This window comes from Paraburkholderia sp. Ac-20336, from assembly GCF_017105025.1.
In the GTDB taxonomy this organism is placed as follows: Bacteria; Pseudomonadota; Gammaproteobacteria; order Burkholderiales; family Burkholderiaceae; genus Paraburkholderia.
Window position 1 is genome coordinate 22,202 of the sequence record NZ_JAAGPS010000048.1, and the last position, 26,022, is coordinate 48,223.

A 26,022-nucleotide genomic window follows, 5' to 3' on the forward strand; every position below is an offset into this window, starting at 1 on the left:
TGGGCTGATTAGCGGGTTCCGCGGACCGGCGTGAGGGATGCGACCTTCAGGAATACGAACACGGCTGCGGATAGCCACATCGGCGTCGTGACAGAGTTGGTCGCGTTGGCGGCGGCGCCGCGAATCACAAAGAAGGCGATCCAGCACGCTTGCGGCAGGAACGCGCAAAGCGTGAGCGGGTCGCGTGACGTGAGCCATTTCAAACCGCGGATCAGCACGGCCCAGATCGCGCCATAGACGACACCCGCATAACCGTGAGCCGCGAACGAGTCCGCATACCAGGTAAACGGCATGTGATAGAACCCGTCCGGCGTGACGAATCCGTAAAAATCTTGCGCGAACTGGATCGCCGGATCGAACGAGTCCGGATCGATCTTCAGGAAGTAGTTGAACGCGCCAGTCAGGAAGCCCGCAAGCGGGGTCGCGGTCGACAGGTCCGTTGTGCCCGTGTATTTGTAGAACACGACATGCAGCCCATGTGTCAGGAACATTTCGGGCAACGCGATCTCACTGGCGGGACGAAGCAGCAGCAGCGCAAGGGCTGCCGCAAGCATGGCGCTACCATAGACTGCGAGTTTCTTGCCGAGGTTGCGATCGGAATTCGCGAGCAGTAGCAGCACGAGCGGCATCAGCGGCATCAGCAGGAACGAGCGCACGCCGGTTTTCAGGCAGAAGTAGGCGTAGATAAGCATGACGACGGCCATCACGGCATAACTGCGCATCAGATATGCCATCACGAGAGTCGACGTGCCGACGATCATCAGCACCCAGCCATATGCAACGCCGCGATATGACACATAGCCCGCATAGTCGATCGATCCTGATTCGAAGAAATAGACGACCGCGCCTAGCACGAACACGCCGAAGTAGATATTGCGGATCAGCCCCGCATCGATGCCGATATAGCCCCGTCTGAGCTCGAACGGCGTGCTGCCGATCGATAACACCGAGAAGAAAATCAGATTGAACGTCGCCGCGTACAGACTGACCTGAAGGAAAGTCGTTTCGTCGATCTCGTAGATCTTGCCGGTAAAGCCCTCCTGGTGCATGAAGACGCCACCCAGGTGAAACACGAGGATCAGAAACGTGTAGTACGTAGCGATCAGCGCAAAGAAGCCGCAGAAACGATCGCGGCGAACCAGCCAGCCCGACCACACGAGGGACACGGCTACGCTGATGAAGTCGACGACGCTGGCGTCACTCAGTGAGAAGTCCATCGTGAAGTCAGTCGGGGATTGAAATAGCACTCGCCTCGCGCAATCGATATGCAAGCCGGCGGAAATGCGTCGCATGCGGGCGCGCTCATGTGTGGGCTGCCGACGCGACCAGTATAGGGGCGGCGATGCGCCGGATGATCGGCACGTCAGGAATTGTCGGAATTTGGGAGGATGTGAGGCCGGCGCCATTCTTTTTTTGCTCGGCGTGACGCATATATTGTCCCTGATCGGAACGTGTCAATCATCTTTCCGAACGCAGTCTTGCCCAACGTGTGTTTAGAAGTTTTTTATAACGCGACATTGAATTTGTATGCAGATATCGAGGTTCGTAGTACCTTTCTCATGGCCACTTCGTTCTAATGTACGGACGGGGCAGAACGGCCCACTGACCTGTTACAGCGCCTCGACCGCTTCAACTAGCCGACTGATTATCCTGATCTCCTTGGCCGCGAGAAGTTTTTCCGCTTCTGAGAGCGTCTTGAACATGTCACGCAATTCCTTCGCCGCCTCTTTTGCAGCCTGAAGTTCGCCCAGATCGATTGGCATGCTCATTTGATTCGAATTCCTTACAATAATTTACGTGAATTCAGGAAACACGCTGTGCGGACTTCATATTCAAACTCTTGACTGCACTAAAACGGGTGTGTGACCCGGGCGCTCACCGCGAGTTCGCATACCGGACACACGGGCATCGGCGTCATCCTTATCCGGGCGAGCCTTCGTCGACGCGGTCGATGCGGGGGAGCCGGTCGGAGCAATGTTCGAGCCATGGTAAGCCGTGACGGCGTACGTTTCACAAAGCCCTTATGGACTGAGGATCTGTTGGCGCAATCGTAACAAACTTCACGTAGGGTTACGTTACAAACCAGGGCCTGCTACGGGCAGCACTCAGGCAATGCAGCTGCGTGATCGCTCGGACAAGACGGTGTCACAAATGAGGTCTACAGGTTGCAACGTGACAAACGAAATCGTACGGTGAGCACTTGCGGAGGAAATTGAATCCCGGATGGACGGGTGACGTACCTTGATACCGCAGCCGTGAATAGGGAAGCGGAACGCCGCCGCGTCATCGATCGTGGCCGATCGTACGAGCCAACGCGGCGCGCCCCGAACTAGTTTATCGAGCCATGCATCCACGCAATCGTGAATAGCGCGTGTGCGGCCAACGCTCAATGATCCTGGGCGACGCGGCACGCATGGTCGAGCAGCCCTTCGGCCGTGCCGCTGCCATTGTCGACGTCGATGCCGCTATTGACGATCAGCCAGCCATCGGTCGCGGCGGAGGCTCCCGCGCCCGTCACGAGAATGGTTTGCCTCGCCATGGTCGCGGGCTCGGGGTTGTCGCGCGCGACGATCCGGAACGGGTTGTCGGCGCCCGTCAGCGACATGACGCGCATGATCCGGTAGCGTTTGCCGTCGAGCGTGTCCCATTGCCATTGGCCGGGCGTATCGTGTGCGTGGTTCGCGAGTGCGACGCCGGCTTCCCGCTGCATGCAGTCGATATGGATATGCAACTGGTTTTGCGAGCGGCGATATTCGGAGTTGATTTCGAGGCCCAGCCGATCGTCCGGTAGTGTGCGCTTGACCGCTTCCTGCACGTAGTGGCGCGAGTCCCACGCGTCGCTCCAATAGTCCTTCGCATCGGGCGCGAGCACGAGCGGACTTTCGATTCCCGTAATGCGGTCCGTCGGCATCAGCAGGTACTGCGAGCGTCCGAGAATATCCTTCAGGACGACATAGCGCTTGTCGAGATCGACGAGCGTGCATTGGCCCGGCGTGCCGGTTGCCTGCTGCGACGGCACGCAGCGTATGTCGACGATTTTCCATAGCGCGTTGGAATCGACCGTTGCGAGGCGTGCGCATGAAGTCGTGGCGAGGGCGGCTGCCAGTGCCGCGGTCAGGAGCGAGAGGCGATGCAAAAGGCCGCGTTGCGGATGAGCGGTGGCGGGTGTCGTCATTGTTGTTTAACGGAGTGTTTTCAAAAGCCTGTCAAAGGCGCGGGTATCAAGGATGATATAGAGGGATAACTTCAAGGGATAACAGCGGCGGATGACATCGCCGCGGTCGGCCGCGTGGTCGTCAAAGCACGGGCGCGGGCAACGCGCCGAGAATGTGTTCGAACGCGATGCCGATTGCGAGCAAGCGTCTATCGCTGCCGAGCGGGCCGTCGAGTTCGAGACCGACCGGCAAGCCGTTCGCGCTGATGCCGGCCGGCAGCGAGAGCCCGGGAATGCCTGACGTGCTGGCCGGATCGGTATTGCGCAGGAAGGCTTCCATCGTATCGATCGGCGGGCCGCCGTCGATCGATACCGTCGACGAGCCTTGCAGATCGTCGATCGGCACCGCGGTCAACCGCGTAGTGGGAAACAGCAGCGCGTCGAGTTGCGCGTGCGCGAAAGCGGCGGCCATATAGCGTTGCAAACGCGGACGCCAATAATTGAGCGCCGTCGGATAGTGCGAGCCGAGCGCGTCGGCGAGTACTTCGTCGTAGATTGCGCGCACGTCGGGGCTCGCGATGCGCGCGGCTATTCCGGCAACCGTTTTCACCGGCGCATGATTCGCGACGAGCCACGCGAGCACGTCGTCGCGCGCTTCGTGAATCGCGATCGGTCCGCCGACCATGCCGTTCAGATGTTCGAGTTCGCTCAGCGCGAGCGGCACGAACGTCACGCTGGCCGCTTCGAGCTTGCGCAACGCGGCCCGCGCGACACCGTCGACCTGCGCTTCGAGTCCGTCCCACAACGGTTCGGGCAGGCCGATGCGAAGCTGGTCGGGCGCGAGCGTGGGTAGCGTGCCGTCGCCGCTGATTACGCCGTCGAGCAGCGCGAGATCGGCCACGCTGCGTGCCATCGGTCCGACCGTGTCGCGCGTATGGCTGATCGGCACGACCGCGTCGGGATCGTGATAGCGCCGCTCGGCGCCGCCATTGCCGACCGATGGACGCAATCCCGCAGTGCCCGTCAGCGCGGCGGGAATGCGCGTCGAGCCGCCGGTGTCGGTGCCGAGTCCGGCAGGCACGATGCGCGCCGCAATGGCGACGGCCGTGCCGCCCGACGAACCGCCCGGCATCAGCGAGGGATCATAGGGATTGCGTACCGGCCCCGCATGCGCGGCGAAGTTCGTGCTCGTAATGCCGAATGCGAGTTCGTGCATATTGGCCTTGCCGAGCACGATCGCGCCCGCATCGAGAAGGCGTTGCAGCGAAGGCGCGTTCGTCGCCGGCACGAAGCCCGCGAGCGCGGGTGTGCCCGCCGAGGTCTGCAAGCCCGCCGTGTTGATATTGTCCTTGACGACGATCGGCAGGCCGGCCAGCGGCAGACGTGCTCGCGCTTGCGCGGACAAGGCGTCGATATGCCGCGCGGCCGCGAGCGCACCGTCGAGATCGAGCGTGGTGAGCGCGTTCAGATGCGCGAGCGCGGCGGCGCGCGCGAGCAGCGTGGCGACGTAGTCGGCGGCTTTGAGGCGGCCCGACTGCAGCGCCTCGACCGCCTGTGTCGCGGTCAGCGCGAGTTGTGCGTCGACGGTCCATGTCATGAGCGGCGGCTCCGTATCGATGCTCGCAACCTGCTCCGGGATGGGCGTGCTGTCCGGCAAACACGAAATCCGGAGAGAGGGGGCGGGAGTTTCTGCGGCATCCGTCGAAGTAGCGGACAGGTTACGCGTGCGGAAAGCGAACGCAGGGGTTGAGCTATTCTGGCACAACCGCCTGAAAGAGGATGCCGGGTAATGCAACGGCGGCGCAGAGGTAACGGGCATCAACGCCTGCGCGCCAGAATTCTATCCACGGCCGCCTTGCCCGATTTGGGGCTGGCGTAAGGGGTGTCTGTGCTTGCCGTGCCGGCCAGGAATCGCGTCCACCCGCGCAGCGGGTTAAGGCGAGCGGCATGCGATTTGTCGCCGAATTGCCTGCCTTGGCAACAGCCCGTTCGTTTTTCTGAAACATGCTTCGCATCAAAAGAGTTTCCCAGGCGAAGTTCGACCGATCATTTCCGGTGATACTCCGTCCGGCATAAGGCCTGCTGAATGTGCCATGCCCGGGCGTCAAAGTGGGGTGGGTAACTACTTTGGAAGCCGGTGCGAGATGCATGCGAGTCAACTATTTGGACTCGCTCCTGCATGACCGTACACACGGTGGCGTTCAGGTTAGAAAATGTGTTCGCTGGCAATCTGCGATGAATTGATAGCAAGCGAATTTCTGTCAAGATCGCAGGGGACAACATGCTAGGCATCGACAAGGTGTCGTCTTTATTGACGACCGTTTTTTCTCCTGAAGCCCCGTCCGCAGACGTTCTCACTGCACCGTCAGGATCATCTCCGCCGACCCGCCAGCCTATCTCCGGTGCGCTGGGAGGACTCCCCGAACTGGATAACCGTCTCAAGGTCGCACGGTACCTTCTATCGTCGGGGATCGTGCCCGCGGAGCAGGTACGCACCAGGCTGATCCCCGCGATCAAGTCACAGCAGGCTGTAGTGCGTGTCAAGGACCAGCCGCCGTCGATCAGGCCGACATCGGAAACAGGCGAAACCGCCCGCGAGCAAGTGCTTGAGAAGGAGCGTGCATCGAGCGAACCAGCTCCTGCCGAAAGCCCGTTTTCGCTTGCGGCCCGGAGCCGCAATCTCAAGACCTTGCTTGCCGCCAGGCACTATGACGAGCCGCTATCTTTCGATTTCAGCAAGATGCGGGAGGCATTCTGGCTGGGTTCGAGCGAGAGCGTAATGAAAACGACTGCTCCCGCCGTGGCTCAGACCGTCAGCGATGTCACCACCGCGCTTGCCTGGTATGTCACTAGCAAGACGACGGGCATGATTGCCGGCGCAAAGCCGCAGGCGGCTGGAGATTCGGTCGAAAAAATGCCTGACGGGCTGAGCGCCCGCAACATCGTGGTTTCGCTCGCCAGGAACACGTTGAGCAATTTCGCCTATGAAGGAACCTGGGCTGCAGTGCACAACGGGATCGAACAATTGCGCGCATCGCAGCGTCCCCGCACGGAACTCGATCCCTACCAATCGAAAATCCGGGTGCACACTAAATTGATGGATGAGTCCCGAGATTACATGGCTCAAGCGCTTGATCCCCTGACCCAGGGGAAAATCAACGATATCGATAGCCAAATTGTCCAATGCCTGCAAAATCCAGCCAATGGTATGAAAGGACTGGCGCAAGCCGAGCTGTTGATGGCAAGGCGAGAAGTGCTGGTGGGCTCGCGGATGGTGACAAGGCACGGGAATGAGTGGCTCAAGAGTTCCAGGGTGCGCAAAGAGCTGGATGAGCTGGCCGACTTTTTCCCGGACTCCACGGCCGACGAACTGAAAACGGTTTTCTTCGACAAGTTGGGCATCGAAAGCCGGCCCGCCGTTTTTTTGACCGGGAGAGGCGGGGTTGGAAAAACGCAGTTCGTCAAAAATTTTTCCGCAGTGGTGAAGCGTCCTATTGTGGAGACCACGCTAGAAGAACTGCTGAGCCCGAAATTCTGGGGGCCGCCTGGCGATTGGTCCTTAGGCACCCTGAATGCGCCACTGCCCGAAGTCGCCGGCATACTGCACGCGAAGAAGATGGAGTTTGGCCGCAACGACGTTATCGTCCTCGTCAATGAAGCAGATTTCGGCGACGACGAGCACTCGGCCAAAGTGGCGGATATCAAACGAATTATGGATTCCGACAACTTCAAGCAATACACGAACGGCGGTGCCCGGCACGATATTGACGCGATCTTCATTTTCACAAGCAACGTACGCAACAATTCGATCGAAGCGTTGTGCCGGCGCATCCCCGAAGTCACGATGAAATCTGGAGAGCGGCAGCGTTTGAACTGGGCTGAAAAGGTATTGGCTCAGGAGTTGACGGATCTGAGGAACAACCATTCAGAGAGATTCGTCCACGCTGTGGAGGCGCAAGTGCGTCGCAATATGGATTTCATTCGCGAGGTCGGCAACGCCACGGAGTGCGGCATTGCCATTACGGGCACGGTTGTCAGGACCAGTGTCAGAAACTCCGTCAGAGATCGGGAGGGTGGAGGTACGGTCACAGACAAACGGGCCCGTACCGCTATCCTGAGCGTATTTCGGTCCAACCTGGGTAGTGGCGCATACGAGGTGTTGGACGCACTGGCTTCGAATGGGGATGGCGTGCAAACCAATCAACCCGCGCGATCACGCAGCTTGTCGTTTTAGTAGCGAACGGACACCGAACGTGGTGATTGTGGCGCAGGCCGACAAGATGGCTCGCATAATCTGTGCTATCGCATTCGAGCATTGCAACGGGAAGCATCGCCATAGCGCGCGGAAATACCGCTCGCCTTGCGAGTTCCGGCGCTCGATGGATTCGTCAACCTTGGTGCGAAGCTGTGTCCGGAATGACCGGGTCAACTCCAGTGGCTTGCCGACGTTACTGACGATTGTCGATCCACATGCGCCCCCAGTCGGACGCATAGGCGAGCGCATGCTCTTCGTCGAAGAAGTAATCGAGCGCATCGAACGAATACGCTTTGCGACGCGTCGCGCTGGATTCCTCTATGGTCAGATTGGCGGCGAATAATCCATTCGGTAGCAGTTGCGTAGCCGCTTCGACTTCGTAGCCCTTATAGCGGATGTGTGAGTTCATGATCTTGTCGGTATTGCCCCGTGCGTTGTATCGAAACCAGTGCGTGCGACGCCGCTCCATCGTGCGAGAAGCTCGCGAAGCGGCGCACAGACCCTAAGATAGGGCCGCACTGTGCAGCGGGTGAACCAATCTTTCGTCGTAAGCAAATCAGCGAGGCACCGGAGCGATAGTCAGGAGCCCGGATCGGATCAAAGGCGCTGTGTCCGGTAACACTATCGGCAGCACGCCCGAGGTGTCTGTTATGTGGCGCACGGTTTGCGCGCGGCGCGTCGCGTCGCCGCGCGCCGCCGAGGCGGCGCCACGGAGCGCGAAAGCAGGCGGATCAGACTGCTTGCAGGATACGCGCGGAGCGGGTGTCGGCCGCGGCGGCAAGGGGCTTGCCGGCTGTCTGGCTGGATGGAGCGCCCGATGATGCGCCCACGGCACCCGAGGCGCCCGAAGTACGGTGTGCATTGAACGCGAGCGCGAATTGCGCGGCCTGCTGGCCGACTGTCGCGAGTTGTTCGACGACCTTCGGGTCGGAACAGCTATCGGCGGTATCGAAGCGCGTTTCGAGCGTATTGATGCCGGCGCCGAACGGCGTCGGCCAGCCGCGTAGCGCATGCACGATCGAGCGCAGCGAACTCAGCACGGAGCCCGCCGCCTGCCAGCCATAGGCCGTGACGATGCAGCCGACCGCGCGGCCGTCGAGATAGGGACGCGCGTCGGCGCGCAGTTCCTCGAGCGTGTCGAGCGCGTTCTTGACGAGGCCCGACACGCCGCCGTGGTAGCCGGGCGTCGCGACGATCAGCGCGTCCGCGCGGCGCACGGCCTCGATCAGTTCGAGCTGTTCCGCGGTGCGTTCGGGCTGTTCCGGCGCGTAATGCGGCAGGCTATGCAGGAAGGCGCCGCCGAACAGCCGGGTGTCGGCGCCGGCGGCTTCGGCGCCGCGCAGCGCAAAGGCGAGCGCGCGCTCGGTCGACGAGGCCGCGCGTGTCGTGCCGCCAATGCCGACGATAAGCGGCCGGCGGGAATGATCGAATCTGCTCAACGAAATGCTCCTTCGGTAGCGGCGGATGGCGCGGTTCATGATGCGGTTCAGGCGGACTGCGCGAGAGCCGGCCGGCGAACCGGACTTTGAAGTGTCATCTTAATGACGCCGAGCCGCGCCGCTAAGCGACTTTTTGTTCTAACGATATAACCGCGCGATGGCCGGCGCGCTGCAATGCACGTGAAGGCGCGGCCGATAAGCATATGGCGAACCATTGGTTGGGCCCGCACCGCATGGCGCTTATGATGGATTCGTCTCCTCCATGGCATCTCCTTTGACATGGGACTCGGCCTCGCTACATCGGTGGCGAGGCCTTTTTTTGCGGGTTTTTCGCGATTTTTGCCGCTGTTCCCGCGCGCCCGGTCGCGGGGCGCGGCCGCTTCACGGTGACGCCGTTTTTCGCATGCTACGATGGCCTGGTCAATGACCGGCGAGATCGAGCAAAGCATGGCAACCCTGTACGACACGCTCGGCGTGCATGCGCACGCCAGCGACGAAGAAATCAAGCGGGCCTACCGGAAAGCCGCGATGAAGTGGCATCCCGACCGCAATCATGGCGCCGAAGACACGGCGCGCGCCGCGTTCCAGGAGATCAAGGACGCGTACGCGATTCTTTCCGACGCCGAACAGCGCAAGGTCTACGACGCCGTTTACGCCGAGCAGATGCGCGCGTTCGAAGCGCAGCTCGCGCGCCGTCAACGCGCCCAGGCGAAACGCGAAGCGGTGGCGCGCGCGGCCGACGAAGCGGCGTATGCGGAGATGGTGTCGCTCGCGATGCGCTTCGCCGACGAAGGGCACAATCGCGACGTGTTGTTCGGCGTGTTGCTCGGCCGTCAATGCGAGCCGCAGCGTGCCGCGCAGATTGCGGACAGCGTGGCTGCGTTGCAGACGGCGCGCAGAGAGGAAGCGCAAGCCGCGCAAAAAACGAAAGATGCGAAGAAGCAGGCGAAAGCGGCCGCGCAGAGCGCGCGCACGAAGGCCGAAGCTGGCGCAGACGATTCACCTGAAGCCACGGCGGAGACCGGCACAGCGCAGACGAATCAGGCCACCGGTCACGACGCGCATCGATCTGGCGGCGCAGATCACGCAGGCGACACGCAGCATGATGCGAGACAGGATGTGAAGCACGACGAACCCGCGAGCGGGATACACCCAGCCAGCACGCTCAGCAATCTCTGGTTGCAGTTTCTGCACGGCCTGCGCTTCTGAACGACGCATCGCGCCGGTGCGGTACGATGGCGCGAGTGCCGCGTGATTCATCGAATATTGACAGGATAATGTAAGACGTATCGCTCACTGGTACACTGCGCAATGTTTGGCAGTGCGTTGTGCTCAGTGCCCGTGAATCGATGCCAGTACGAATTCCCGTGGCGCAAAAAGTGGAGACGCCGTCGTGTCACGGGGGCGCAAGACAGGGGCGGCAAAATGCCGCTCAGGGGCCAATAGAAAACATGGGTACGGGATCGGCGTGACCAGAAAATATAAGGTGCTGTTTCTTTGTCGGGACAATTCGATTCGCGGCATCATTGCCGAAGCTTTACTGCGAGAACTGGCGGGACACCGGTTCGAAGCATTCAGCGCGGGCCCCGAGCCGGCTGCGCGAATTCATCCGCTGGCGCTGGCGCAATTGCGGCCCGGCATTTCCGGGCGCGCGATGCTGAGTCCGAAAAGCTGGCTCGAATTCACTGGAGAATGGGCGCCGCGCATGGATGTCGTGATCGCGCTCGACGTTTCGGTCAGCGGACTTCATGCGCCGGTATTTCCCGGCGAGCCGTTATTTCTCGACTGGGCGATCGCCGATCCGCTCGCGGGCGGCAACGTATCCGATGACGAGCAGGCGCGTCTTTTCGACAAGACGTTCTGGCAGATCGTGCGGCAGGTGAGCGCTTTTATCGAATTGCCGCAATATGCGCAGCATGCCGCGAATGTTGCGCACGATGCAAATGGAACGAGTGGCGGCACAAAAACGGTGCGCGGCGCGGCGGCGCATTTCGAAGCCGGCGCAATTTCAATCGTGCCCTGAGGCAAGCAGGGCGGCCAGGCTTCAACGGCCTTGCTGGCGCGCGAGCGGCGTTCCGGCAAACGGATCTTTCGACCAGTCCACCTGTTTTTTCGGCTGGGGCGTGGGCACCGGCTTTGGCGACAATTCGAAGTGTTCGATACTTTGCCCGGCACTAATGGCCTGCTTGAGCCATTGCGGCATTTCGCCGTTGCCGTCCCAACTGTCTCCGGTCGCACTGCGATAGCGCTCGGCCTGTTTCGCCATCGACTCGGAGGCGAGTGCGGCGGCGAGGTCTTCCGGTTTGATGCCAAACTCGTCCATACGATGGCGGAGATACGCAATCATGCTATCTCGCTTCCTTTCGTCCATAAGATATTCGTCCTTCTAAAACGTCCGGCATTCTGTCGGTACAGATAGCAGGCAATAGCTGCGAAGCATCGAGCCCAATGAAGAGGGCCGGCCCGCGGTGGGGTTGTTGATTGAAGGGAATGCCACGAGCCGCGTTAAAAAACGTTGCTCCCTGAATTGCAATACGACGGCCTATGCCGAAGACGGTCGCGTGAAAAATCGACCGTCAAACCCGGTGTTTCGATCAGAAAATATTTCAGCATGTCGCAGCGCGGCAAACGGGGCCGGTAGGCCCGGTGTCCGCGATGAAAAAACCTTGTCTCGACGCATTGAGTGCGAATGGCTGGGATCAATTCCACGCTTTCCGTCTTTCACCGGACTTTCGCCGATGCACGGCCGCCGCTTTTTGTGCGTTATGACGACATCATAACGCAATGCGCGCGCAAGGCACGTTTTGTCTGCACGGATTTTATCGGCAAATGCGGTTTATCGAACGGTGTGGACATTTGACCACATCGACGGAACCGCCTCGATTGAATTCCCTCTCGTTCGAACTATAAAAGAACTACAGAAACTGCGGAACGCAGACTTGCTGCCGCTCTTGCGGCGGCCGATTCCGGCGACGCGCGAATGCGTGTCCGACGTCGGTTGCAAGTGTGGCAATTCTTCACCCGTTTAGTTCGATGACCCGTCGCAGCAGTGGCGCATTGGCATCGACCCGTTCCTCGGCCCGCTTGGGCGGCCGGCTTTTTGCGGATCAATTCTTCTGGAGGACGAAAGCTGCTGCGCCGGATGCAAGGAGTCCGGAAATGAAAGTACGCGTATTGATGGTTGCCGCCTGCACCGTGCTGTTTCTCGCACCGAGAACGGCCCATGCGGCGCAACCGGGTGAGCAGCCGGGGTCCGGCATGTCGGGCCACGAACTGATGCAGCAGAACGCGAACGAATCGGCGCAGGCCACCACCGACATGTCGTTCGGCCGTGGCTGGCAGCCGAGGCAGGAAGCGCAGACGGTGCGCAATGTGTCTTATGGCGGCGCGTCGGAGGGGCAATCGGAAGCGGGCGGCGGCCGCTCATGTGCTTCCGGGGCGCCCTGCAAGGTCTATGTCGGGCAGTGAAGGTCGGCGAGCGGCTCGGCGTGCGGTTGGCGAATCATTGACGACGAGCGGTGCGGAAACGCGGTGCCGCGAAACGATGCGTTTTTAATGCAGCGGTTTTTAAATGCATCTTCAGCGACGAGTGCGGAGCGGTACCGCTTCGCCCATCTTTCACGCGGTCTTTCACGCGAGGGCCATGTCGCGCGTCGGGTAGGCGGGGTCGCCGAGGCGCGCGACGATATCGTCGTAACCGCGCGCCGTTTCATTCGTTTCCGGGATGTCGTTATAGCCGCGGAATTCGTCGAGCAACGCGCGCCACGAGCCGTGCCAGCGCGTTTCCCGCAGGCACGCGCCGGACGGATCGGCAATGCGCAGCACGCCGTTGTCCGGGTAGAAAGTCAGCGTGACGAGCCGGCCGTCGATCACGCAGGCGGCGGTGCAGGGGCGGGCGGTAATCATGTGCAATGTCCTTTGAATAAGTGTTGTGCCGGATGCCGACGCGGGCAGCAAGCGCGATGCCCGGGTTCGCAGTTCCATGCGCGATGCTTGACGGCAATTCCGTCGGACCGATAAAGCGATACTCGCAGTATTCCAATGATTGACGACAATTTTTTGTATCTGGCGATGCGCAATCGATGATTCCCTTACGATGCCTATCATTAAGGGTTTTCACGTATCCCGGCAACGCGGAGCAGGAGCCGTGCCGCCGCGCATCGAAGCTCAACGAATGACTCGTTTCGCATCGTCATGCGAACAATCGGTCGATCGATATCGAGGCAGCATCCGGATTGACGAAAATCTTCACGAAAATTTGCAGAGATGATGCATTCGATAATGCGTGTATTGCGATGTTGCGTGACTCGCCTTGCCATTCTTTTACGCGTTTGTTAGCATCACCTGACAGTTTGAAATAGTCATAACGTTGTCGATTCATTGCCAATTTTTATTGGCAACTTCCTGGCCCGGATCAATCGGGCCGTGCTGTGATCGTGCAGTCATCGATATCCTCGCGAGGAAGATGTTATGGCTCGTCGCCGACCCAGCCGCTGACGCCCACACGAGCGCGTGCCTGAAGCCGCACGGCTCGTCGCGCGCCGTGATCCGGAAGAAGTCCGCTTATTCGCTGCATGGGCAAAAGCGCGGCGGCGTTGCGCGATTTTTTCGTCTCGCGAATAAAGGCAACGCGTTGTTCACTTTATTGCATTGTGTTTCGCGCGTCACGATTCACGGTTTATTTTCCACATCGTTGTTTTTGTCCGCCCGTTTTTTCGAGTGCGGGTGCGTAGCACGTCATCGGCAATAACGAGTTTTTCCTATACCAACGACGCAATCAAAAGGAGAGTTGCATGGCTTGCAATACACCGGGTTCGGGATGGGGGCGCGTGACAGCGCTGACGATCGCACTGGCGGTGCTGGCCGCGACGGCGGGGCCCGCGCTCGCGCAGCAAAACGCGCCGGCGGCCGCGCCGCAGGCGGTCGGCGCGGCCGCGCTGCTGCATGTCGAGGCGCGCGTCGTCGCGATCGATCCGGCGACGAATAGCGTAACGCTGCGCGGTCCGCGAGGCGGCGAAGACACGTTTGAGGTGAACCCGCAGGCGGCCGACGTCAGCAAGCTGCATATCGGCGATATCGTGACGATCGCCTACAAGAAGGCAATGCTGATCGGCGTCGACAAACTCGCGGCGAATGGCATCCGCAAGCGCGTCGATACCGAAGTCACGCAGCCGGCGGTCAACGGTGTCGTTGCGTCGGCGCGGCGCATCGAAGTCGTGGCGACGGTGCGCAAGATCGATCACAAGAACCGCACGATCACGCTGCGCGGCCCGACGCGCACGGAAACGCTCGACGTGTCGCCCGATGTTGCGCTGGATCAGATCAAGGTTGGCGACTCGGTGCACGCGGTGTTCGTCGCGGCGGTGGCCGCGTCGGTGTCGCGAGGCGGCACCGAAGTGAAGTAACGCAGCGTGATCCGCGTCATAGGCGCGGATGCGTGTTGAAGCGCATCATGGATGGGCGGCGGTGTCTTTCGATATGAAGCTCGCCGCCGCATCCGGATCGATTGCAACGCGCGAAGGAGCATCGAATGGAACGGAACGAATCGCAGCCTAACGGAGACGCCGAGCGCAGAAAGCTCATCAGCAGCAAGATTCACGTCGGCCTCGCGGCGTTCGGCACGTTATCGTCAATCGCGGGAATCGGCGTGGTCATCATCGGCGGCATCAATTTCGACCGGACGCGGGTACTGGTCGGCGTCGGCATTATCGTCGTGTCGACGATTCTTTATATTTCGATGCTTTTTGTCGACGCGGATTAGCGGTGGCGGGACATTGCTTTTGCAGGATTACGCCATCGCATCGCCTTGCATCGCCTCGCGGCCGGCGAGTATGAAGTACTCGCGAAGTGTTCGTGAAGTACGCGCGGCCCACCCCGATTCACTTTTGCTATCGCCCTCTCCAATACTCGAATTGTTGGCGCATCGCAGCGCCCGTATATTGAGCTGATTGAGTGACCTGACTGAGTGACTCAGCCGGGTGACCTCACCGAAGCGTCGGCACGAACAAGGCGCATAGCAGCGATACAACAACTCGATGGCATGCTGCCGAGGCGTGCCCACAGGAGCATGGCAATGAATCGGATCGATCTGGAGAGGCGCGCGGTCGTCATTACGGGCGGCGCGCGTGGCATCGGTTATGCGGTGGCGCAGCGGGCGTTGCGCTCGGGCGCATCGGTAGCGTTGTGGGATCTCGACGGCGAGCGTCTCGCGCGCAGCCAGCGCGAACTGGCCGAACTCGGCAAAGTCAGCGCCGTCACGGTCGAACTGACCAACGAAGCCGCGGTCCAGAAAGCGACAGAGCAGACCGTTGCCGAACACGGCTCGATTGACGTGCTGATCAATTGCGCGGGCATCACCGGCGGCAACGGCACGACCTGGGAGCTCGAGCCCGACGTGTGGCGCCGCGTGATCGACGTGAACCTGATCGGCCCCTATCTGACTTGCCGCGCGGTCGTGCCGCATATGCTCAGGCAGGGCTATGGCCGCATCGTCAATATCGCGTCGATAGCGGGCAAGGAAGGCAATCCGAATGCCTCGCACTACAGCGCATCCAAGGCCGGCTTGATCGGCCTGACCAAGTCGCTCGGCAAGGAGCTCGCGACGAAAAACATCCTCGTTAATGCGGTTACGCCGGCTGCGGCGAAGACCGAGATCTTCGATTCGATGTCGCAGCAGCATATCGAATACATGCTCTCGAAGATTCCGATGAACCGGTTTCTGCTGCCGGAAGAAGCGGCCTCGCTAATCCTCTGGCTGTCTTCGGAAGATTGCGCGTTCAGCACCGGCTCGGTGTTCGATCTGTCGGGTGGCCGCGCCACTTATTGAGCGCGCATCGCGCCCGCCTGAAACGCGCATCGCACATGCATTGACGATGCCTTGACGCATCCCACACGGAGTCCCTTCATGGCCATGCCTACCATCCGGCACGTGCGTGCTTTCATCGTTCGCGGCGGCGGTGCGGACTATCACGATCAAGCCGGAGGACACTGGATCGACGATCACATCGCGACACCTATGGCGCGTTATCCCGAGTATCGGCAGAGCCGCCAGTCGTTCGGCATCAACGTGCTCGGCACGCTGGTCGTCGAGATCGAGGCGAGCGACGGCACGGTCGGCTTCGCGGTGACGACCGGCGGCGAGATCGGCGCGTTCATCGTCGAGAAGCATCTCGCGCGCTTTCTCGAAGGACAGCTCGTGACCGACATCGAGAAGATGTGGGATCAGATGTACTTCGCGACGCTCTATTACGGACGCAAGGGCATCGTGCTCAACACGATTTCCGGCGTCGATCTCGCCCTGTGGGACCTGCTCGCGAAGGTGCGCAAGGAGCCCGTATATCAGCTATTGGGCGGTCCGGTGCGCGACGAACTGGTGTTCTATGCGACCGGCGCGCGGCCCGATCTCGCGAAGAACATGGGCTTTATCGGCGGCAAGCTGCCGTTGCAGCACGGTCCCGCCGAGGGCGAAGCGGGGCTGAAGCAGAACCTCGAAAAACTTGCCGACATGCGTTCGCGCGTCGGCGACGACTTCTGGCTCATGTACGACTGCTGGATGAGTCTCGACGTGCGTTATGCGACGCGGCTCGCGCAAGGCGCGCACGAATACGGCCTCAAATGGGTCGAGGAGTGTCTTCCACCTGACGATTACTGGGGTTACGCCGAACTGCGCCGCAACGTGCCGCGCGGCATGATGGTGTCGACCGGAGAACACGAGGCGACGCGCTGGGGCTTTCGCATGCTGCTCGAGATGCAGTGCTGCGATCTGATCCAGCCGGACGTGGGCTGGTGCGGCGGCATTACCGAACTGATCAAGATTTCCGCGCTCGCCGATGCGCACAACGTGATGGTGGTGCCGCATGGTTCGTCGGTGTACAGCTATCACTTCGTCGTCACGCGGCACAACTCGCCGTTCTCCGAGTTCCTGATGATGGCGCCGAAGGCCGACGAAGTCGTGCCGATGTTCAACCCGCTACTGCTCGACGAGCCCGTGCCCGTGAATGGCCGCATGAAGGTGCCGGACACGCCGGGCTTCGGCGTGCGGCTCAATCCGGAATGCGCGCTGGTGCGGCCTTATCCACGCTGAGCACGCTGAGCACGTTGGGCGCATTACGCCTGCCCCAAACGACGAATCGAAGCAAAGGAGAATGACGTGCTGCTCAAGGACAAAGCGGTGATCGTCACCGGCGGCTCGCGTGGCATCGGCCGCGCGATCGCGGTGGCCTGCGCCCGCGAAGGCGCGGACGTGGCGATCAACTACTGGGGCGATAACGACGCATCGTATGGCCGCCGCTCCGCCGTTGCGGAAGTGGTCGACGAAATCGAGGCGCTAGGGCGGCGCGTGATCGCGGTGGAGGGCAACGTCGCCGAGCGCGACACGGGCCAGCAACTGGTGCGCCGCACGGTCGACGCATTCGGCAAGGTCGACGTGCTCGCGAGCAATGCCGGCATCTGTCCGTTTCACGCGTTTCTCGACATGACGCCCGAGGTGCTCGAAGCGACGGTCGCGGTCAATCTGAACGGCGCGTTTTATGTCACGCAGGCCGCCGCGCAGCAGATGAAAAAGCAGGGCACGGGCGGTGCGATCGTTGCGACGAGTTCGATCAGCGCGCTGGTGGGCGGCGCGATGCAGACGCATTACACACCGACCAAGGCCGGTGTGCATTCGCTGATGCAGTCGTGCGCGATTGCGCTTGGACCGTTCGGCATCCGTTGCAATTCGGTGATGCCCGGTACGATCGCAACCGACCTCAACGCGGAAGACCTTGCCGATGAAGCGAAGAAAGCCTACTTCGAGAAGCGCATTCCGCTTGGTCGCCTGGGGCGCCCTGAAGACGTCGCCGATTGCGTGGTGTTTCTCGCCTCGGACCGCGCGCGCTATGTGACGGGCGCGGCGCTGCTCGTCGATGGCGGCCTGTTCGTCAATTTGCAATAAGCGCGCGAGTCGAGCGCAATAGCCATGCTTGCGTCAATTCACCGTGGCGGGCGTAATGGGTGTATCGGGTGTATCGGCCGCGTTGCCGACGGACACGCCTTCGTCACGCGCGAGCTTGCGCGAGAAACCGCGCAGCAGTTCGATGAAACGCAGCGCCGGTTCGGCGAGCGGTTCTTCCTTGCGTGTGAGAATGCCGAAGCCCGCGAGGCTCTTGCCGATTTCGAGCGGCAACGCGACGAGCAGGCCGCCGCGCACATGATCGCGCACGACCGACTCCGGCAGCATCGCCACCGCATCGTAGTTTTCGAGCAATTGCAGCGTCGCGAAGATCGACGCGCATTCGGTCAGATTGACCGGCGTCGCGAGCCCTTCACGCGCGAGTTCTTCCTCGAACAACACGCGCGCCGGACTCGTGACCGGCTGCGCGACCCACGGCCAGTCGACCAGTTCGCGCAGCGTAATGCGCGCGCGGCGCGCGAGCGGATGCACGGCGCGCACGACGAGCAGCAGCGTTTCGCGCGCGAGCGGCTCGAAACTGAAGTCGTTGTGCTGCAGAGGATTCGTAAGACGCCCGAGTGCGAGGTCTATTTCGCGGCGATGCAGCAATTGCACGACCTGGTCGCTTGTTTCGCCGAGAATGCGCACGTTGAGCAGCGGGCTTTCGGTCTTCAGCACGGCCACCGACATCGCCAGCAGATCGGGCGCGGCGCCCATGATCGCGCCAACGGTCAATTGCCCGTGACCGCCGCGCCGTTTGACGTCGAGGTCTTCGGCGAAGCGCGTGAGTTCGGCGAGCGCGCGCCGCGCGTAGGCGAGCGTGACGACGCCGAGCGGCGTGGGCGTCATGCCGCGCGCGTTGCGCTCGAAGAGCAGGAAGCCGAAGGCTTCCTCGATATCGCCGAGCATGCGGCTCGCGCTGGGCTGGGCAACGTTGACGGCCTCGGCGGCCTGATGGAGATTGCGGGTGTCGTCGAGTGCGACGAGCAGGGCGAGGTGTTTGAACTTGAGCCGGTTGACGAGTGAGACGGCGGCTGAATGTTGGCTCATGGTTCCGGTGCGATTCGGTTTGTGGATCGCCCAATCCCAACAACGGATTGAGATGCTATCGACGCTGGAATTATAGTCGTTCCATACGCTTCCCCGAGAAAGCGACGAACCGCAAGCATCGTGTAGGGTGGAGACAGGCCGCAATGGAGACAATCGCTTTCCGGATGGTGCTCAACCCCGGCATGCGCGAGGAATACGAACGGCGTCACGCGCAGATCTGGCCCGAGCTGGTTGACGCGCTGCACCACGCCGGCGTGCGCGACTACAGGATTTTCTTCGATCCCGGTTCGCATCATCTTTTCGCCATCCTGACACGCACGAGCGAGCACACGATGGACCAGTTGCCGCAACTCGCGATCATGCGCAAATGGTGGGATTACATGGCCGACATCATGCGAACCGAGTCCGATCACACACCGTTTCAGCAGAGGCTCGAACCGGTTTTTCAGCTCGGCGGTTGAGTACCGCATACCGTTGAGTACCGCCGGGTGCCGGTGACTATGGCCGGGCACCGCAGGAACGAATCTCTCGAACGAGCCTCGAAACGCTTTTCACTCGACGAAGGTGCCGCATGCAGGTTGTCGATTCGCATATTCATCTGTGGGACCTGAAGACGCATCGCTACCCGTGGCTCGACAATCCGGGCGTGTCGTTCGTCGGCGACGCGCGTGATCTGAAGCACGACTATCTGCTCGACGATCTGCTTGGCGAAGCGGGCGAGATCGAAGTGCTCAAACTCGTGCACGTCGAGGCGAATCACGATCCCGCCGATCCGGTCGAAGAAACGCGCTGGCTTCAGTCGATTGCCGATCGCAAGGAATCGCGCGGCATGCCGAATGCGATTGTCGCTGCCGTCGATCTGTCCGCGGCGAACGCACCCGCGCTGCTCGAAGCGCATGCGTCGTTTGCGAATACGCGCGGCATCCGGCAGATTCTCAACGTGCACGACAACAGGCTGTTCGATTACGTCGGCCGCCACTTCATGCGCGAGCCGCAATGGCGCGAGCATTTCGCGCTGCTGCGCCGGCATGATCTGTCGTTCGATCTGCAACTGTATCCGTCGCAAATGGAAGAGGCCGCCGCACTGGCATGCGAGCACGCCGACACGCTTTTTATCGTCAATCACGCGGGCATGTTCGTCGATCGTAATAGCGTGGCCGGTTATCGCGCGTGGCGCGAGGGCATGCGTAGGCTCGCGGCTTGCCCGAACGTCGCGGTGAAGATCAGCGGCCTCGCGATGTTCGATCACCGCTGGACCGTCGAAAGCCTGCGGCCTTATGTGCTCGAAACGATCGATACGTTCGGCGTCGAGCGCACGATGTTCGCGTCGAACTTTCCCGTCGACCGGCTGTTCGGTTCGTATACGGAGTGGTGGAGCGCGTATGCGGCGATCGTCGCCGATGCGAGCGAGGTTGAAAAGAAAGCGCTGTTTCGCGGCAATGCGGAACGTTGCTATCGCATTTGACGCGGTACAACCAAGGCACGGAAAGAACGCAGAAAAAACATAGAAAGAACGCAGAAGCAGCGAGGCGGCAACGCGGAAGAATCCGCAAAAAAACCCGCTGAAAACCCCGGCGAAAAAAGACTCAGGAGACAGGCAGTGCAGCAATCCTCATCCGCCGTGCCGCGACTCGAATTACGGCATGCGAGCAAATCATTCGGCCGCGTGCGCGCGCTGGCCGACGGCGATCTCGTGCTGTGGCCCGGCGAAGTGCATGCGCTGCTCGGCGAGAACGGCGCGGGCAAGTCGACGCTCGTGAAGATACTGGCCGGCGTGCATCAGCCCGATGCCGGCGAACTGCTCGTGAACGGCGCGCCGCGCCGCTTTGCAACGCCCGCCGAAGCGCGCGATGCCGGGCTCGCGGTCATCTATCAGGAACCGACGCTGTTCTTCGATCTGTCGATCGCGGAAAACATCTTCATGGGCCGGCAGCCGGTCGACCGCTTCGGCCGCATCCAGTACGAGGCGATGCATCGCGAAGTGGACGAGCTGCTCGCATCGCTCGGCGTCGAGTTGCGCGCCGATCAGCTCGTGCGCGGTCTGTCGATTGCGGATCAGCAGGTGATCGAAATCGCGAAGGCGTTGTCGCTGAACGCGAGCGTGCTGATCATGGACGAGCCGACCGCCGCGTTGTCGCTGCCCGAAGTCGAGAGGCTCTTCGCGATCGTGCGCAAGCTGCGCGAACGCGACGTGGCGATCCTCTTTATCACGCATCGGCTCGACGAAGTGTTCGCGCTCACGCAGCGCGTGACGATCATGCGCGACGGCGCGAAAGTGTTCGACGCCTTGACCGCCGATCTGACGACCGACGCGATCGTCGCGAAGATGGTCGGCCGCGATCTGGAAACGCTTTATCCGAAAGCCGATTGCGCGCCGGGCGAGGTGCGGCTGTCGGTGCGCGGGCTGACGCGCATCGGCGTGTTCAAGGACATTTCGTTCGAGGTGCGCGCAGGCGAGATCGTCGCGCTCGCGGGTCTCGTCGGCGCGGGGCGCAGCGAGGTCGCGCGCGCGATCTTCGGTATCGATCCGCTCGACGCCGGCGAAGTGTGGCTCGCGGGCCGGCGCCTCGAAACCGGCAAGCCGGCCGCCGCGGTGCGCGCGGGACTCGCGCTCGTGCCGGAAGACCGCCGCCAGCAAGGGCTCGCCCTGGAACTCAGCATCGCGCGCAATGCCTCGCTGACGGTGCTCGGCCGGCTCGTGCGCCACGGCCTGATTTCGACGCGCAGCGAGACGGAGCTCGCGAACCGGTGGGGTACGCGCCTGCGCCTGAAAGCGGGCGATCCGCATGCGCCGGTCGGCACGCTGTCGGGCGGCAATCAGCAGAAGGTCGTGCTCGGCAAGTGGCTCGCGACCGGTCCGAAAGTGCTGATCATCGACGAGCCGACGCGCGGCATCGACGTCGGCGCCAAAGCCGAGGTGTATGGCGCGCTCGCCGAACTCGTGCGCGACGGCATGGCCGTGTTGATGATTTCGAGCGAGTTGCCCGAAGTGCTCGGCATGGCCGATCGCGTGCTCGTGATGCACGAAGGGCGCATCAGCGCCGAGATCGCGCGCGCCGACGCGAACGAGGAGCGCATCATGGGCGCCGCGCTCGGTCAGGGTCTTTCACCATTGGGACGTGCGGCATGATGCGCCATTCGACTCATCCCGCACCGGTCCGGCCGTCGCTGCCGAAACGCTCGTCGGGCGCATCGGGCGGCCTCGTCGCAAGCATCGCGAGAAGCCGCGAAACCACCTTGTTCGTCGTCCTGATCCTGCTGATCGTCGGCACCGGGCTCGCCAGGCCGCAGTTCCTCAATCTGCAGAATCTGCGCGACGTGCTGCTCAACGTGTCGATCATCAGTCTGCTGACGGCCGGCATGACCGTCGTGATCCTGATGCGGCATATCGATCTGTCGGTCGGCTCGACGGTCGGCGTCAGCGCGTATGCGGTCGGCAGTCTCTACGTCGCGTTTCCGCATATGCCGGTGCTCGTTGCGCTCGCGGCGGGGCTCGCGATCGGTCTCGTCGCGGGTGGCATCAACGCGCTACTGGTCGCGGTGGGACGCGTGCCGTCGCTCGTCGCGACGCTCTCCACGCTCTACATCTTTCGCGGCGCCGACTACGCGTGGGTGCATGGCGGCCAGATCAACGCGACCAGTCTGCCCGACGCGTATTCGCGGCTCGCCACCGGCACGCTGCTCGGCATCCCGACGCTCGCGCTGATCACGGCCGTCGTGCTCGCGGGGCTGTCGGTCTATCTGAAGCAGTTTCGCGGCGGCCGCGAGCACTATGCGATCGGCTCGAACCCGGAAGCCGCGCGGCTCGCGGGTGTCAACGTCGAGCGGCGCGTGATGGCGGGCTTTCTGCTGTCCGGCGCAATCGCGGGCTTTGCGGGCGCGTTGTGGCTCGCGCGCTTCGGCACCGTCGATGCGAGCACCGCGAAGGGCATCGAATTGCAGGTCGTGGCGGCGGCGGTGGTCGGCAGCGTCGCGATCACGGGCGGCGTCGGCACGATACTCGGCGCGACGCTCGGCGCGCTCGTGCTCGGCGTCATCAGCATTGCGCTCGTGGTACTGCACGTGTCGCCGTTCTGGGAGCAGGCGATCCAGGGCGCGCTGATCGTCGCCGCGATCGCCGCCGATACCTTGCTGGCCCGCTCCGTCGCCAAACGCATGATGAGGAAACGCGATCATGGCTAAACCCGATTCCGCGCTGCTCACGCGCAAACGCGAAACGCCGCTGCAATGGGAAGCCTTGCTCGTGCTCGTGCTGATGGCGTCGCTCGGGCTCGGGCGCTGGCTCTCGCCGGTGTTTCTGACGGGCGCGAACCTGAGCAACGTGCTCGCCGATCTGACCGAGATCGCGTTGATGGCGCTGCCGATGACGCTCATCATCGTCGCGGCCGAAATCGATCTTTCCGTTGCATCGGTGCTGGGCGCCTCCAGTGCCTTGATGGGTGTGCTGTGGCATATGGGTTTGCCGATGCCGGTCGTGATCGTGCTCGTATTGATCGCCGGGGCATTGGCCGGGCTGCTCAACGGTCTCGTGATCGTCAGGCTGAACCTGCCTTCGCTCGCGGTCACGATCGGCACGCTCGCCTTGTTTCGCGGCCTCGCGTATGTGCTGCTCGGCGACCAGGCGGTCGCCGATTTTCCCGCGGGTTATACGGCGTTCGGCATGGACACGCTCGGCGCGAGCTTTATTCCGTTGCCGTTCGTCATCGTGATCGTCGCGGCCGTGCTGTTCACGGTGCTGCTGCAAGCCACCGCGTTCGGCCGCAGCCTCTATGCGATCGGTGCGAATCCGACTGCCGCCGCGTTCTCCGGCATCGAGGTCGCGAAGATCCGGCTGCGTCTGTTCGTGCTGTCGGGGCTCGTCAGCGCGCTGGCCGGCATCGTCTATACGCTGCGTTTTACGAGCGCGCGCGGCGATAACGGCGAGGGCTTCGAGCTGTCGGTGATCGCGGCGGTGCTGTTCGGCGGCGTCAGCATTTTCGGCGGACGCGGCTCGATGGTCGGCGTGCTGCTGTCGCTGCTGATTATCGGCGTGCTGAAAAACGCGCTGACGCTCGACGACGTTTCGAGCGAAACGCTGACCATCGTGACCGGCGTGCTGCTGCTCGCGTCGGTGCTGATACCGAACCTCGTCGCGCGCTGGCGTGCGGCGCGCGACCGGCGCTTCATCGCAAAGTCCGCGGCGGCATCGACCGCTTCGGCTTCTTCGGTTTCCTGATAGTTCCGTATCTCCGTAGTCCCAACGACCGATAACCCGGGCCTTCCGATGCCCGACAACAACGCAGGAGACACTTCATGTTCAAACCTCTACGTCACACCGGTATGGCTGCGCTGTGCGCCGCGTTGCTCGCGGTCAGTTGCAGCGGCGCATGGGCCGCGGACCTCAAAAGCGGCCTGAAAATCGCGTTTCTGCCGAAGCAGATCAACAACCCCTATGAAGTGATCGCCGACGATGGCGGCATGGCCGCGATCAAGGAGTTCGGCGGCGTGGGCAAGGTGGTGGGACCGTCGGATGCGGGCGCGTCGTCGCAGGTTTCGTACATCAACACGCTGATTACGCAGCGTCAGGATGCGATCGTGATTGCCGCCAACGATGCGAACGCGGTCGTGCCGTATCTGAAGAAGGCGATGGGCCAGGGCATCAAGGTCGTCACGTTCGATTCCGACACCGCGCCCGAGGGCCGGCAACTGTTCGTGAATCAGGCGAACGCGGAAGGCATCGGCCGGGGCCAGGTGCAACTCGTATCGAAGCTGATGGGCGGCGAGGGCGAGTTCGCGATTCTGTCGGCCACGCCGAACGCGACCAATCAGAACACCTGGATCAAGTGGATGCAGGAAGAACTGAAAAAACCCGAGTACGCGAAGATCAAGCTCGTGAAGATCGCCTACGGCAACGACGACGATCAGAAGTCGTTCGTCGAAACCCAGGGTCTGTTGCAGGCGTATCCGAACCTGAAGGCGATCGTCGCGCCGACCACGGTCGGAATCGCGGCGGCGGCGCGCTATATCTCGTCGTCGTCGAGCAAGGGCAAGGTGGCCGTGACGGGACTCGGGACACCTAACCAGATGCGCGCGTTCGTGAAGAACGGCACCGTGCAGGCGTTCCAGTTGTGGGACCCGAACCAGCTCGGCTACCTCGCCGCGTATGCGGCGGCCGCGCTCGCGTCGGGCAAGATCACCGGCAAGGAAGGCGAATCGTTCGATGCCGGCAAGCTCGGCAAGCGCACGGTCGGTGCGCACGGCGAAATCATCCTCGGACCGCCGACCACGTTCGACGCGAGCAATATCGACAACTTCAATTTCTAGGTTCGGTGTTGGCAGGCTCGCTATTCGGCGCGTAGGGTGGCTACGCGCCAGCGGCGGGCATCGACCGGATTCGAGGCGCACGGCCTGTCCGGGTACGGTCTGTTAAAGCGGCACGTCACGCTGCATTGCGGTCTGAACTGCACGTGGACGGCCGCGTTCGAACCGGGAGACTGGGTGGCCTGAAGCGCTGGCTTTACTGAAGCCCTCGAAGCCAGCGCGTATAACTGCGTGGCGAAAACACCAGCGTCAACGCGATCATCGCGGCGATGCAGCCGGCGAGCATGATCCACGCGGCAACGAAGCCGCCGCTCCAGCCGCGCACGATGCCGGCCACGAGCGGCGCGAGCGCCGCGACGATAAAGCCGACGCCTTGCGTGAACGCGACCAGCTGACCGGCCACGCGATGATCGGCCGAGTGGTCCATCGCCGTGACGAGCGTCAGCGAAAACACGCCGCCGAGTCCCGCGCCGGCCATGCCGACCCACAACAGCGGCGCGCCGTCGGGCCAGAAGATCAGGCCCAGCACGCCGGCCAGTTGCGCGGCGAGACCGAGCGCGAGCCACGGCCGGCGGTCGCGGAACGGCGCCGCGGCGAGCGGCAGCAGCAAGGCCGAGATGGTCTGAAACAGCGTCATTGCCGCGAGCAGCGAGCCGCTTGCCTCGACACTCGCGCCGTGCTGCTGATAGAACGCGGGCAGCCACGCGACGAGACTCGTATAGCCGCCGTTGACGATGCCGAAGTAGAGGCCGAGCGTCCATGCGCGTGGCGTGACCCAGGGCGAGAAGCGTGCGGTGGACGTTGCGGCGGGCTCATGCGCGGCGTGGGGGCCGGCGTGTCCGCGCGTCAGCCGCCACCAGCACGCAAGCGCGATGCAGGCCGGCATCGCCCAGAC

At 62.2% G+C, this 26,022-nt stretch carries 26 protein-coding genes; 16 read left to right on the forward strand and 10 right to left on the reverse strand.

The window, feature by feature from the left end; genetic code table 11:
- Window positions 1–8: 8 nt before the first annotated feature.
- The 4 genes from GXB81_RS15935 to iaaH all read right to left on the reverse strand — a co-directional run bounded on the left by GXB81_RS15935 (window position 9) and on the right by iaaH (window position 4,751).
- Window positions 9–1,217, reverse strand: a complete 1,209-nt coding sequence (locus GXB81_RS15935; protein ID WP_205989740.1) for a hypothetical protein — start codon at window positions 1,215–1,217, stop codon at window positions 9–11.
- A 393-nt stretch (window positions 1,218–1,610) separates the two neighbouring features.
- Window positions 1,611–1,769, reverse strand: coding sequence for a hypothetical protein (locus tag GXB81_RS15940; RefSeq protein WP_205989741.1), 159 nt, complete (start codon window positions 1,767–1,769; stop codon window positions 1,611–1,613).
- Window positions 1,770–2,386: 617 nt separating this feature from the next.
- Window positions 2,387–3,175, reverse strand: a complete 789-nt coding sequence (locus GXB81_RS15945; RefSeq protein WP_167283826.1) for a CDP-diacylglycerol diphosphatase — start codon at window positions 3,173–3,175, stop codon at window positions 2,387–2,389.
- Window positions 3,176–3,296: 121 nt separating this feature from the next.
- Complete coding sequence (iaaH, locus tag GXB81_RS15950; RefSeq protein ID WP_167283827.1) at window positions 3,297–4,751, reverse strand: indoleacetamide hydrolase; 1,455 nt, start codon at window positions 4,749–4,751, stop codon at window positions 3,297–3,299.
- Window positions 4,752–5,435: 684 nt separating this feature from the next.
- Between iaaH and GXB81_RS15955 the strand changes: the two genes are divergently transcribed.
- The gene (locus GXB81_RS15955) at window positions 5,436–7,388 is read left to right on the forward strand and encodes a hypothetical protein (RefSeq protein ID WP_205989742.1); all 1,953 of its coding nucleotides are present in this window, start codon (window positions 5,436–5,438) and stop codon (window positions 7,386–7,388) included.
- Window positions 7,389–7,602: 214 nt separating this feature from the next.
- Here GXB81_RS15955 and GXB81_RS15960 read toward each other — a convergent pair whose 3' ends face one another.
- Both GXB81_RS15960 and GXB81_RS15965 read right to left on the reverse strand, forming a co-directional pair.
- Window positions 7,603–7,818 carry a transcriptional regulator gene (locus GXB81_RS15960; RefSeq protein WP_167041464.1) on the reverse strand — a complete coding sequence of 72 codons (216 nt, stop codon included), beginning with the start codon at window positions 7,816–7,818 and terminating at the stop codon, window positions 7,603–7,605.
- A 322-nt stretch (window positions 7,819–8,140) separates the two neighbouring features.
- Entirely contained in the window at window positions 8,141–8,848 is a 708-nt protein-coding gene (locus GXB81_RS15965; RefSeq protein ID WP_167283829.1) for an NAD(P)H-dependent oxidoreductase, read from the reverse strand.
- A 447-nt stretch (window positions 8,849–9,295) separates the two neighbouring features.
- Here GXB81_RS15965 and GXB81_RS15970 point away from each other — a divergent pair, with 447 nt between their 5' ends.
- Window positions 9,296–10,057, forward strand: a complete 762-nt coding sequence (locus GXB81_RS15970; protein WP_167283830.1) for a J domain-containing protein — start codon at window positions 9,296–9,298, stop codon at window positions 10,055–10,057.
- A gap of 259 nt (window positions 10,058–10,316) precedes the next feature.
- Window positions 10,317–10,871 carry an arsenate reductase ArsC gene (locus tag GXB81_RS15975; protein ID WP_205989743.1) on the forward strand — a complete coding sequence of 185 codons (555 nt, stop codon included), beginning with the start codon at window positions 10,317–10,319 and terminating at the stop codon, window positions 10,869–10,871.
- A 21-nt stretch (window positions 10,872–10,892) separates the two neighbouring features.
- On the opposite strand, the gene GXB81_RS15980 is transcribed toward GXB81_RS15975, so the two are convergent.
- Window positions 10,893–11,219, reverse strand: a complete 327-nt coding sequence (locus GXB81_RS15980) for an H-NS family nucleoid-associated regulatory protein (protein WP_205989744.1) — start codon at window positions 11,217–11,219, stop codon at window positions 10,893–10,895.
- A gap of 318 nt (window positions 11,220–11,537) precedes the next feature.
- Between GXB81_RS15980 and GXB81_RS15985 the strand changes: the two genes are divergently transcribed.
- Both GXB81_RS15985 and GXB81_RS15990 read left to right on the forward strand, forming a co-directional pair.
- Window positions 11,538–11,708, forward strand: a complete 171-nt coding sequence (locus GXB81_RS15985; RefSeq protein ID WP_167041477.1) for a hypothetical protein — start codon at window positions 11,538–11,540, stop codon at window positions 11,706–11,708.
- A 299-nt stretch (window positions 11,709–12,007) separates the two neighbouring features.
- A complete protein-coding gene (locus GXB81_RS15990) occupies window positions 12,008–12,316 on the forward strand; it encodes a hypothetical protein (protein ID WP_167041479.1) in 309 nt (102 codons plus the stop codon).
- A 162-nt stretch (window positions 12,317–12,478) separates the two neighbouring features.
- Here the strand turns inward: GXB81_RS15990 and GXB81_RS15995 are convergent, their stop codons facing one another.
- On the reverse strand, window positions 12,479–12,754 hold the full coding sequence (locus GXB81_RS15995; protein ID WP_167041482.1) for a hypothetical protein: 276 nt from the start codon (window positions 12,752–12,754) through the stop codon (window positions 12,479–12,481).
- Window positions 12,755–13,641: 887 nt separating this feature from the next.
- On the opposite strand from GXB81_RS15995, the gene GXB81_RS16000 reads away from it, so the two are divergent.
- The 5 genes from GXB81_RS16000 (at window position 13,642) to GXB81_RS16020 (ending at window position 17,780) form a co-directional block, all read left to right on the forward strand.
- Window positions 13,642–14,253 carry a hypothetical protein gene (locus GXB81_RS16000; RefSeq protein WP_205989745.1) on the forward strand — a complete coding sequence of 204 codons (612 nt, stop codon included), beginning with the start codon at window positions 13,642–13,644 and terminating at the stop codon, window positions 14,251–14,253.
- Window positions 14,254–14,378: 125 nt separating this feature from the next.
- Window positions 14,379–14,609, forward strand: coding sequence for a hypothetical protein (locus GXB81_RS16005; RefSeq protein ID WP_167041489.1), 231 nt, complete (start codon window positions 14,379–14,381; stop codon window positions 14,607–14,609).
- A 312-nt stretch (window positions 14,610–14,921) separates the two neighbouring features.
- Window positions 14,922–15,674 carry an SDR family NAD(P)-dependent oxidoreductase gene (locus tag GXB81_RS16010; protein ID WP_205989746.1) on the forward strand — a complete coding sequence of 251 codons (753 nt, stop codon included), beginning with the start codon at window positions 14,922–14,924 and terminating at the stop codon, window positions 15,672–15,674.
- A 78-nt stretch (window positions 15,675–15,752) separates the two neighbouring features.
- On the forward strand, window positions 15,753–16,931 hold the full coding sequence (gene rhmD, locus GXB81_RS16015; RefSeq protein WP_167283835.1) for an L-rhamnonate dehydratase: 1,179 nt from the start codon (window positions 15,753–15,755) through the stop codon (window positions 16,929–16,931).
- Window positions 16,932–16,997: 66 nt separating this feature from the next.
- Window positions 16,998–17,780, forward strand: coding sequence for an SDR family NAD(P)-dependent oxidoreductase (locus GXB81_RS16020; RefSeq protein WP_167041498.1), 783 nt, complete (start codon window positions 16,998–17,000; stop codon window positions 17,778–17,780).
- Between the two features lie 33 nt (window positions 17,781–17,813).
- Here GXB81_RS16020 and GXB81_RS16025 read toward each other — a convergent pair whose 3' ends face one another.
- Window positions 17,814–18,827, reverse strand: a complete 1,014-nt coding sequence (locus GXB81_RS16025) for a LysR family transcriptional regulator (protein ID WP_167041501.1) — start codon at window positions 18,825–18,827, stop codon at window positions 17,814–17,816.
- 143 nt (window positions 18,828–18,970) lie between these two features.
- Here GXB81_RS16025 and GXB81_RS16030 point away from each other — a divergent pair, with 143 nt between their 5' ends.
- The 6 genes from GXB81_RS16030 (at window position 18,971) to rhaS (ending at window position 25,130) form a co-directional block, all read left to right on the forward strand.
- Entirely contained in the window at window positions 18,971–19,288 is a 318-nt protein-coding gene (locus GXB81_RS16030; protein ID WP_167041504.1) for an L-rhamnose mutarotase, read from the forward strand.
- 110 nt (window positions 19,289–19,398) lie between these two features.
- The gene (locus tag GXB81_RS16035; protein ID WP_205989747.1) at window positions 19,399–20,292 is read left to right on the forward strand and encodes an amidohydrolase family protein; all 894 of its coding nucleotides are present in this window, start codon (window positions 19,399–19,401) and stop codon (window positions 20,290–20,292) included.
- 135 nt (window positions 20,293–20,427) lie between these two features.
- Window positions 20,428–21,957, forward strand: a complete 1,530-nt coding sequence (locus GXB81_RS16040; protein WP_167041510.1) for a sugar ABC transporter ATP-binding protein — start codon at window positions 20,428–20,430, stop codon at window positions 21,955–21,957.
- Window positions 21,954–23,009: an ABC transporter permease gene (locus GXB81_RS16045; RefSeq protein WP_205989748.1), complete on the forward strand. Its 1,056-nt coding sequence runs from the start codon at window positions 21,954–21,956 to the stop codon at window positions 23,007–23,009. The genes GXB81_RS16040 and GXB81_RS16045 overlap by 4 nt, the downstream gene beginning before the upstream one ends.
- Window positions 23,002–24,042 (forward strand): ABC transporter permease, encoded by a 1,041-nt coding sequence (locus GXB81_RS16050; RefSeq protein WP_205989749.1) that lies wholly within the window; start codon window positions 23,002–23,004, stop codon window positions 24,040–24,042. Before GXB81_RS16045 ends, GXB81_RS16050 begins: the two co-directional genes overlap by 8 nt.
- Before the next feature lie 77 nt (window positions 24,043–24,119).
- Window positions 24,120–25,130 (forward strand): rhamnose ABC transporter substrate-binding protein, encoded by a 1,011-nt coding sequence (gene rhaS / locus GXB81_RS16055; protein WP_205989750.1) that lies wholly within the window; start codon window positions 24,120–24,122, stop codon window positions 25,128–25,130.
- 193 nt (window positions 25,131–25,323) lie between these two features.
- On the opposite strand, the gene GXB81_RS16060 is transcribed toward rhaS, so the two are convergent.
- On the reverse strand, window positions 25,324–26,022 hold a 699-nt coding region (locus GXB81_RS16060), incomplete at its 5' end, for an MFS transporter (RefSeq protein ID WP_205989751.1).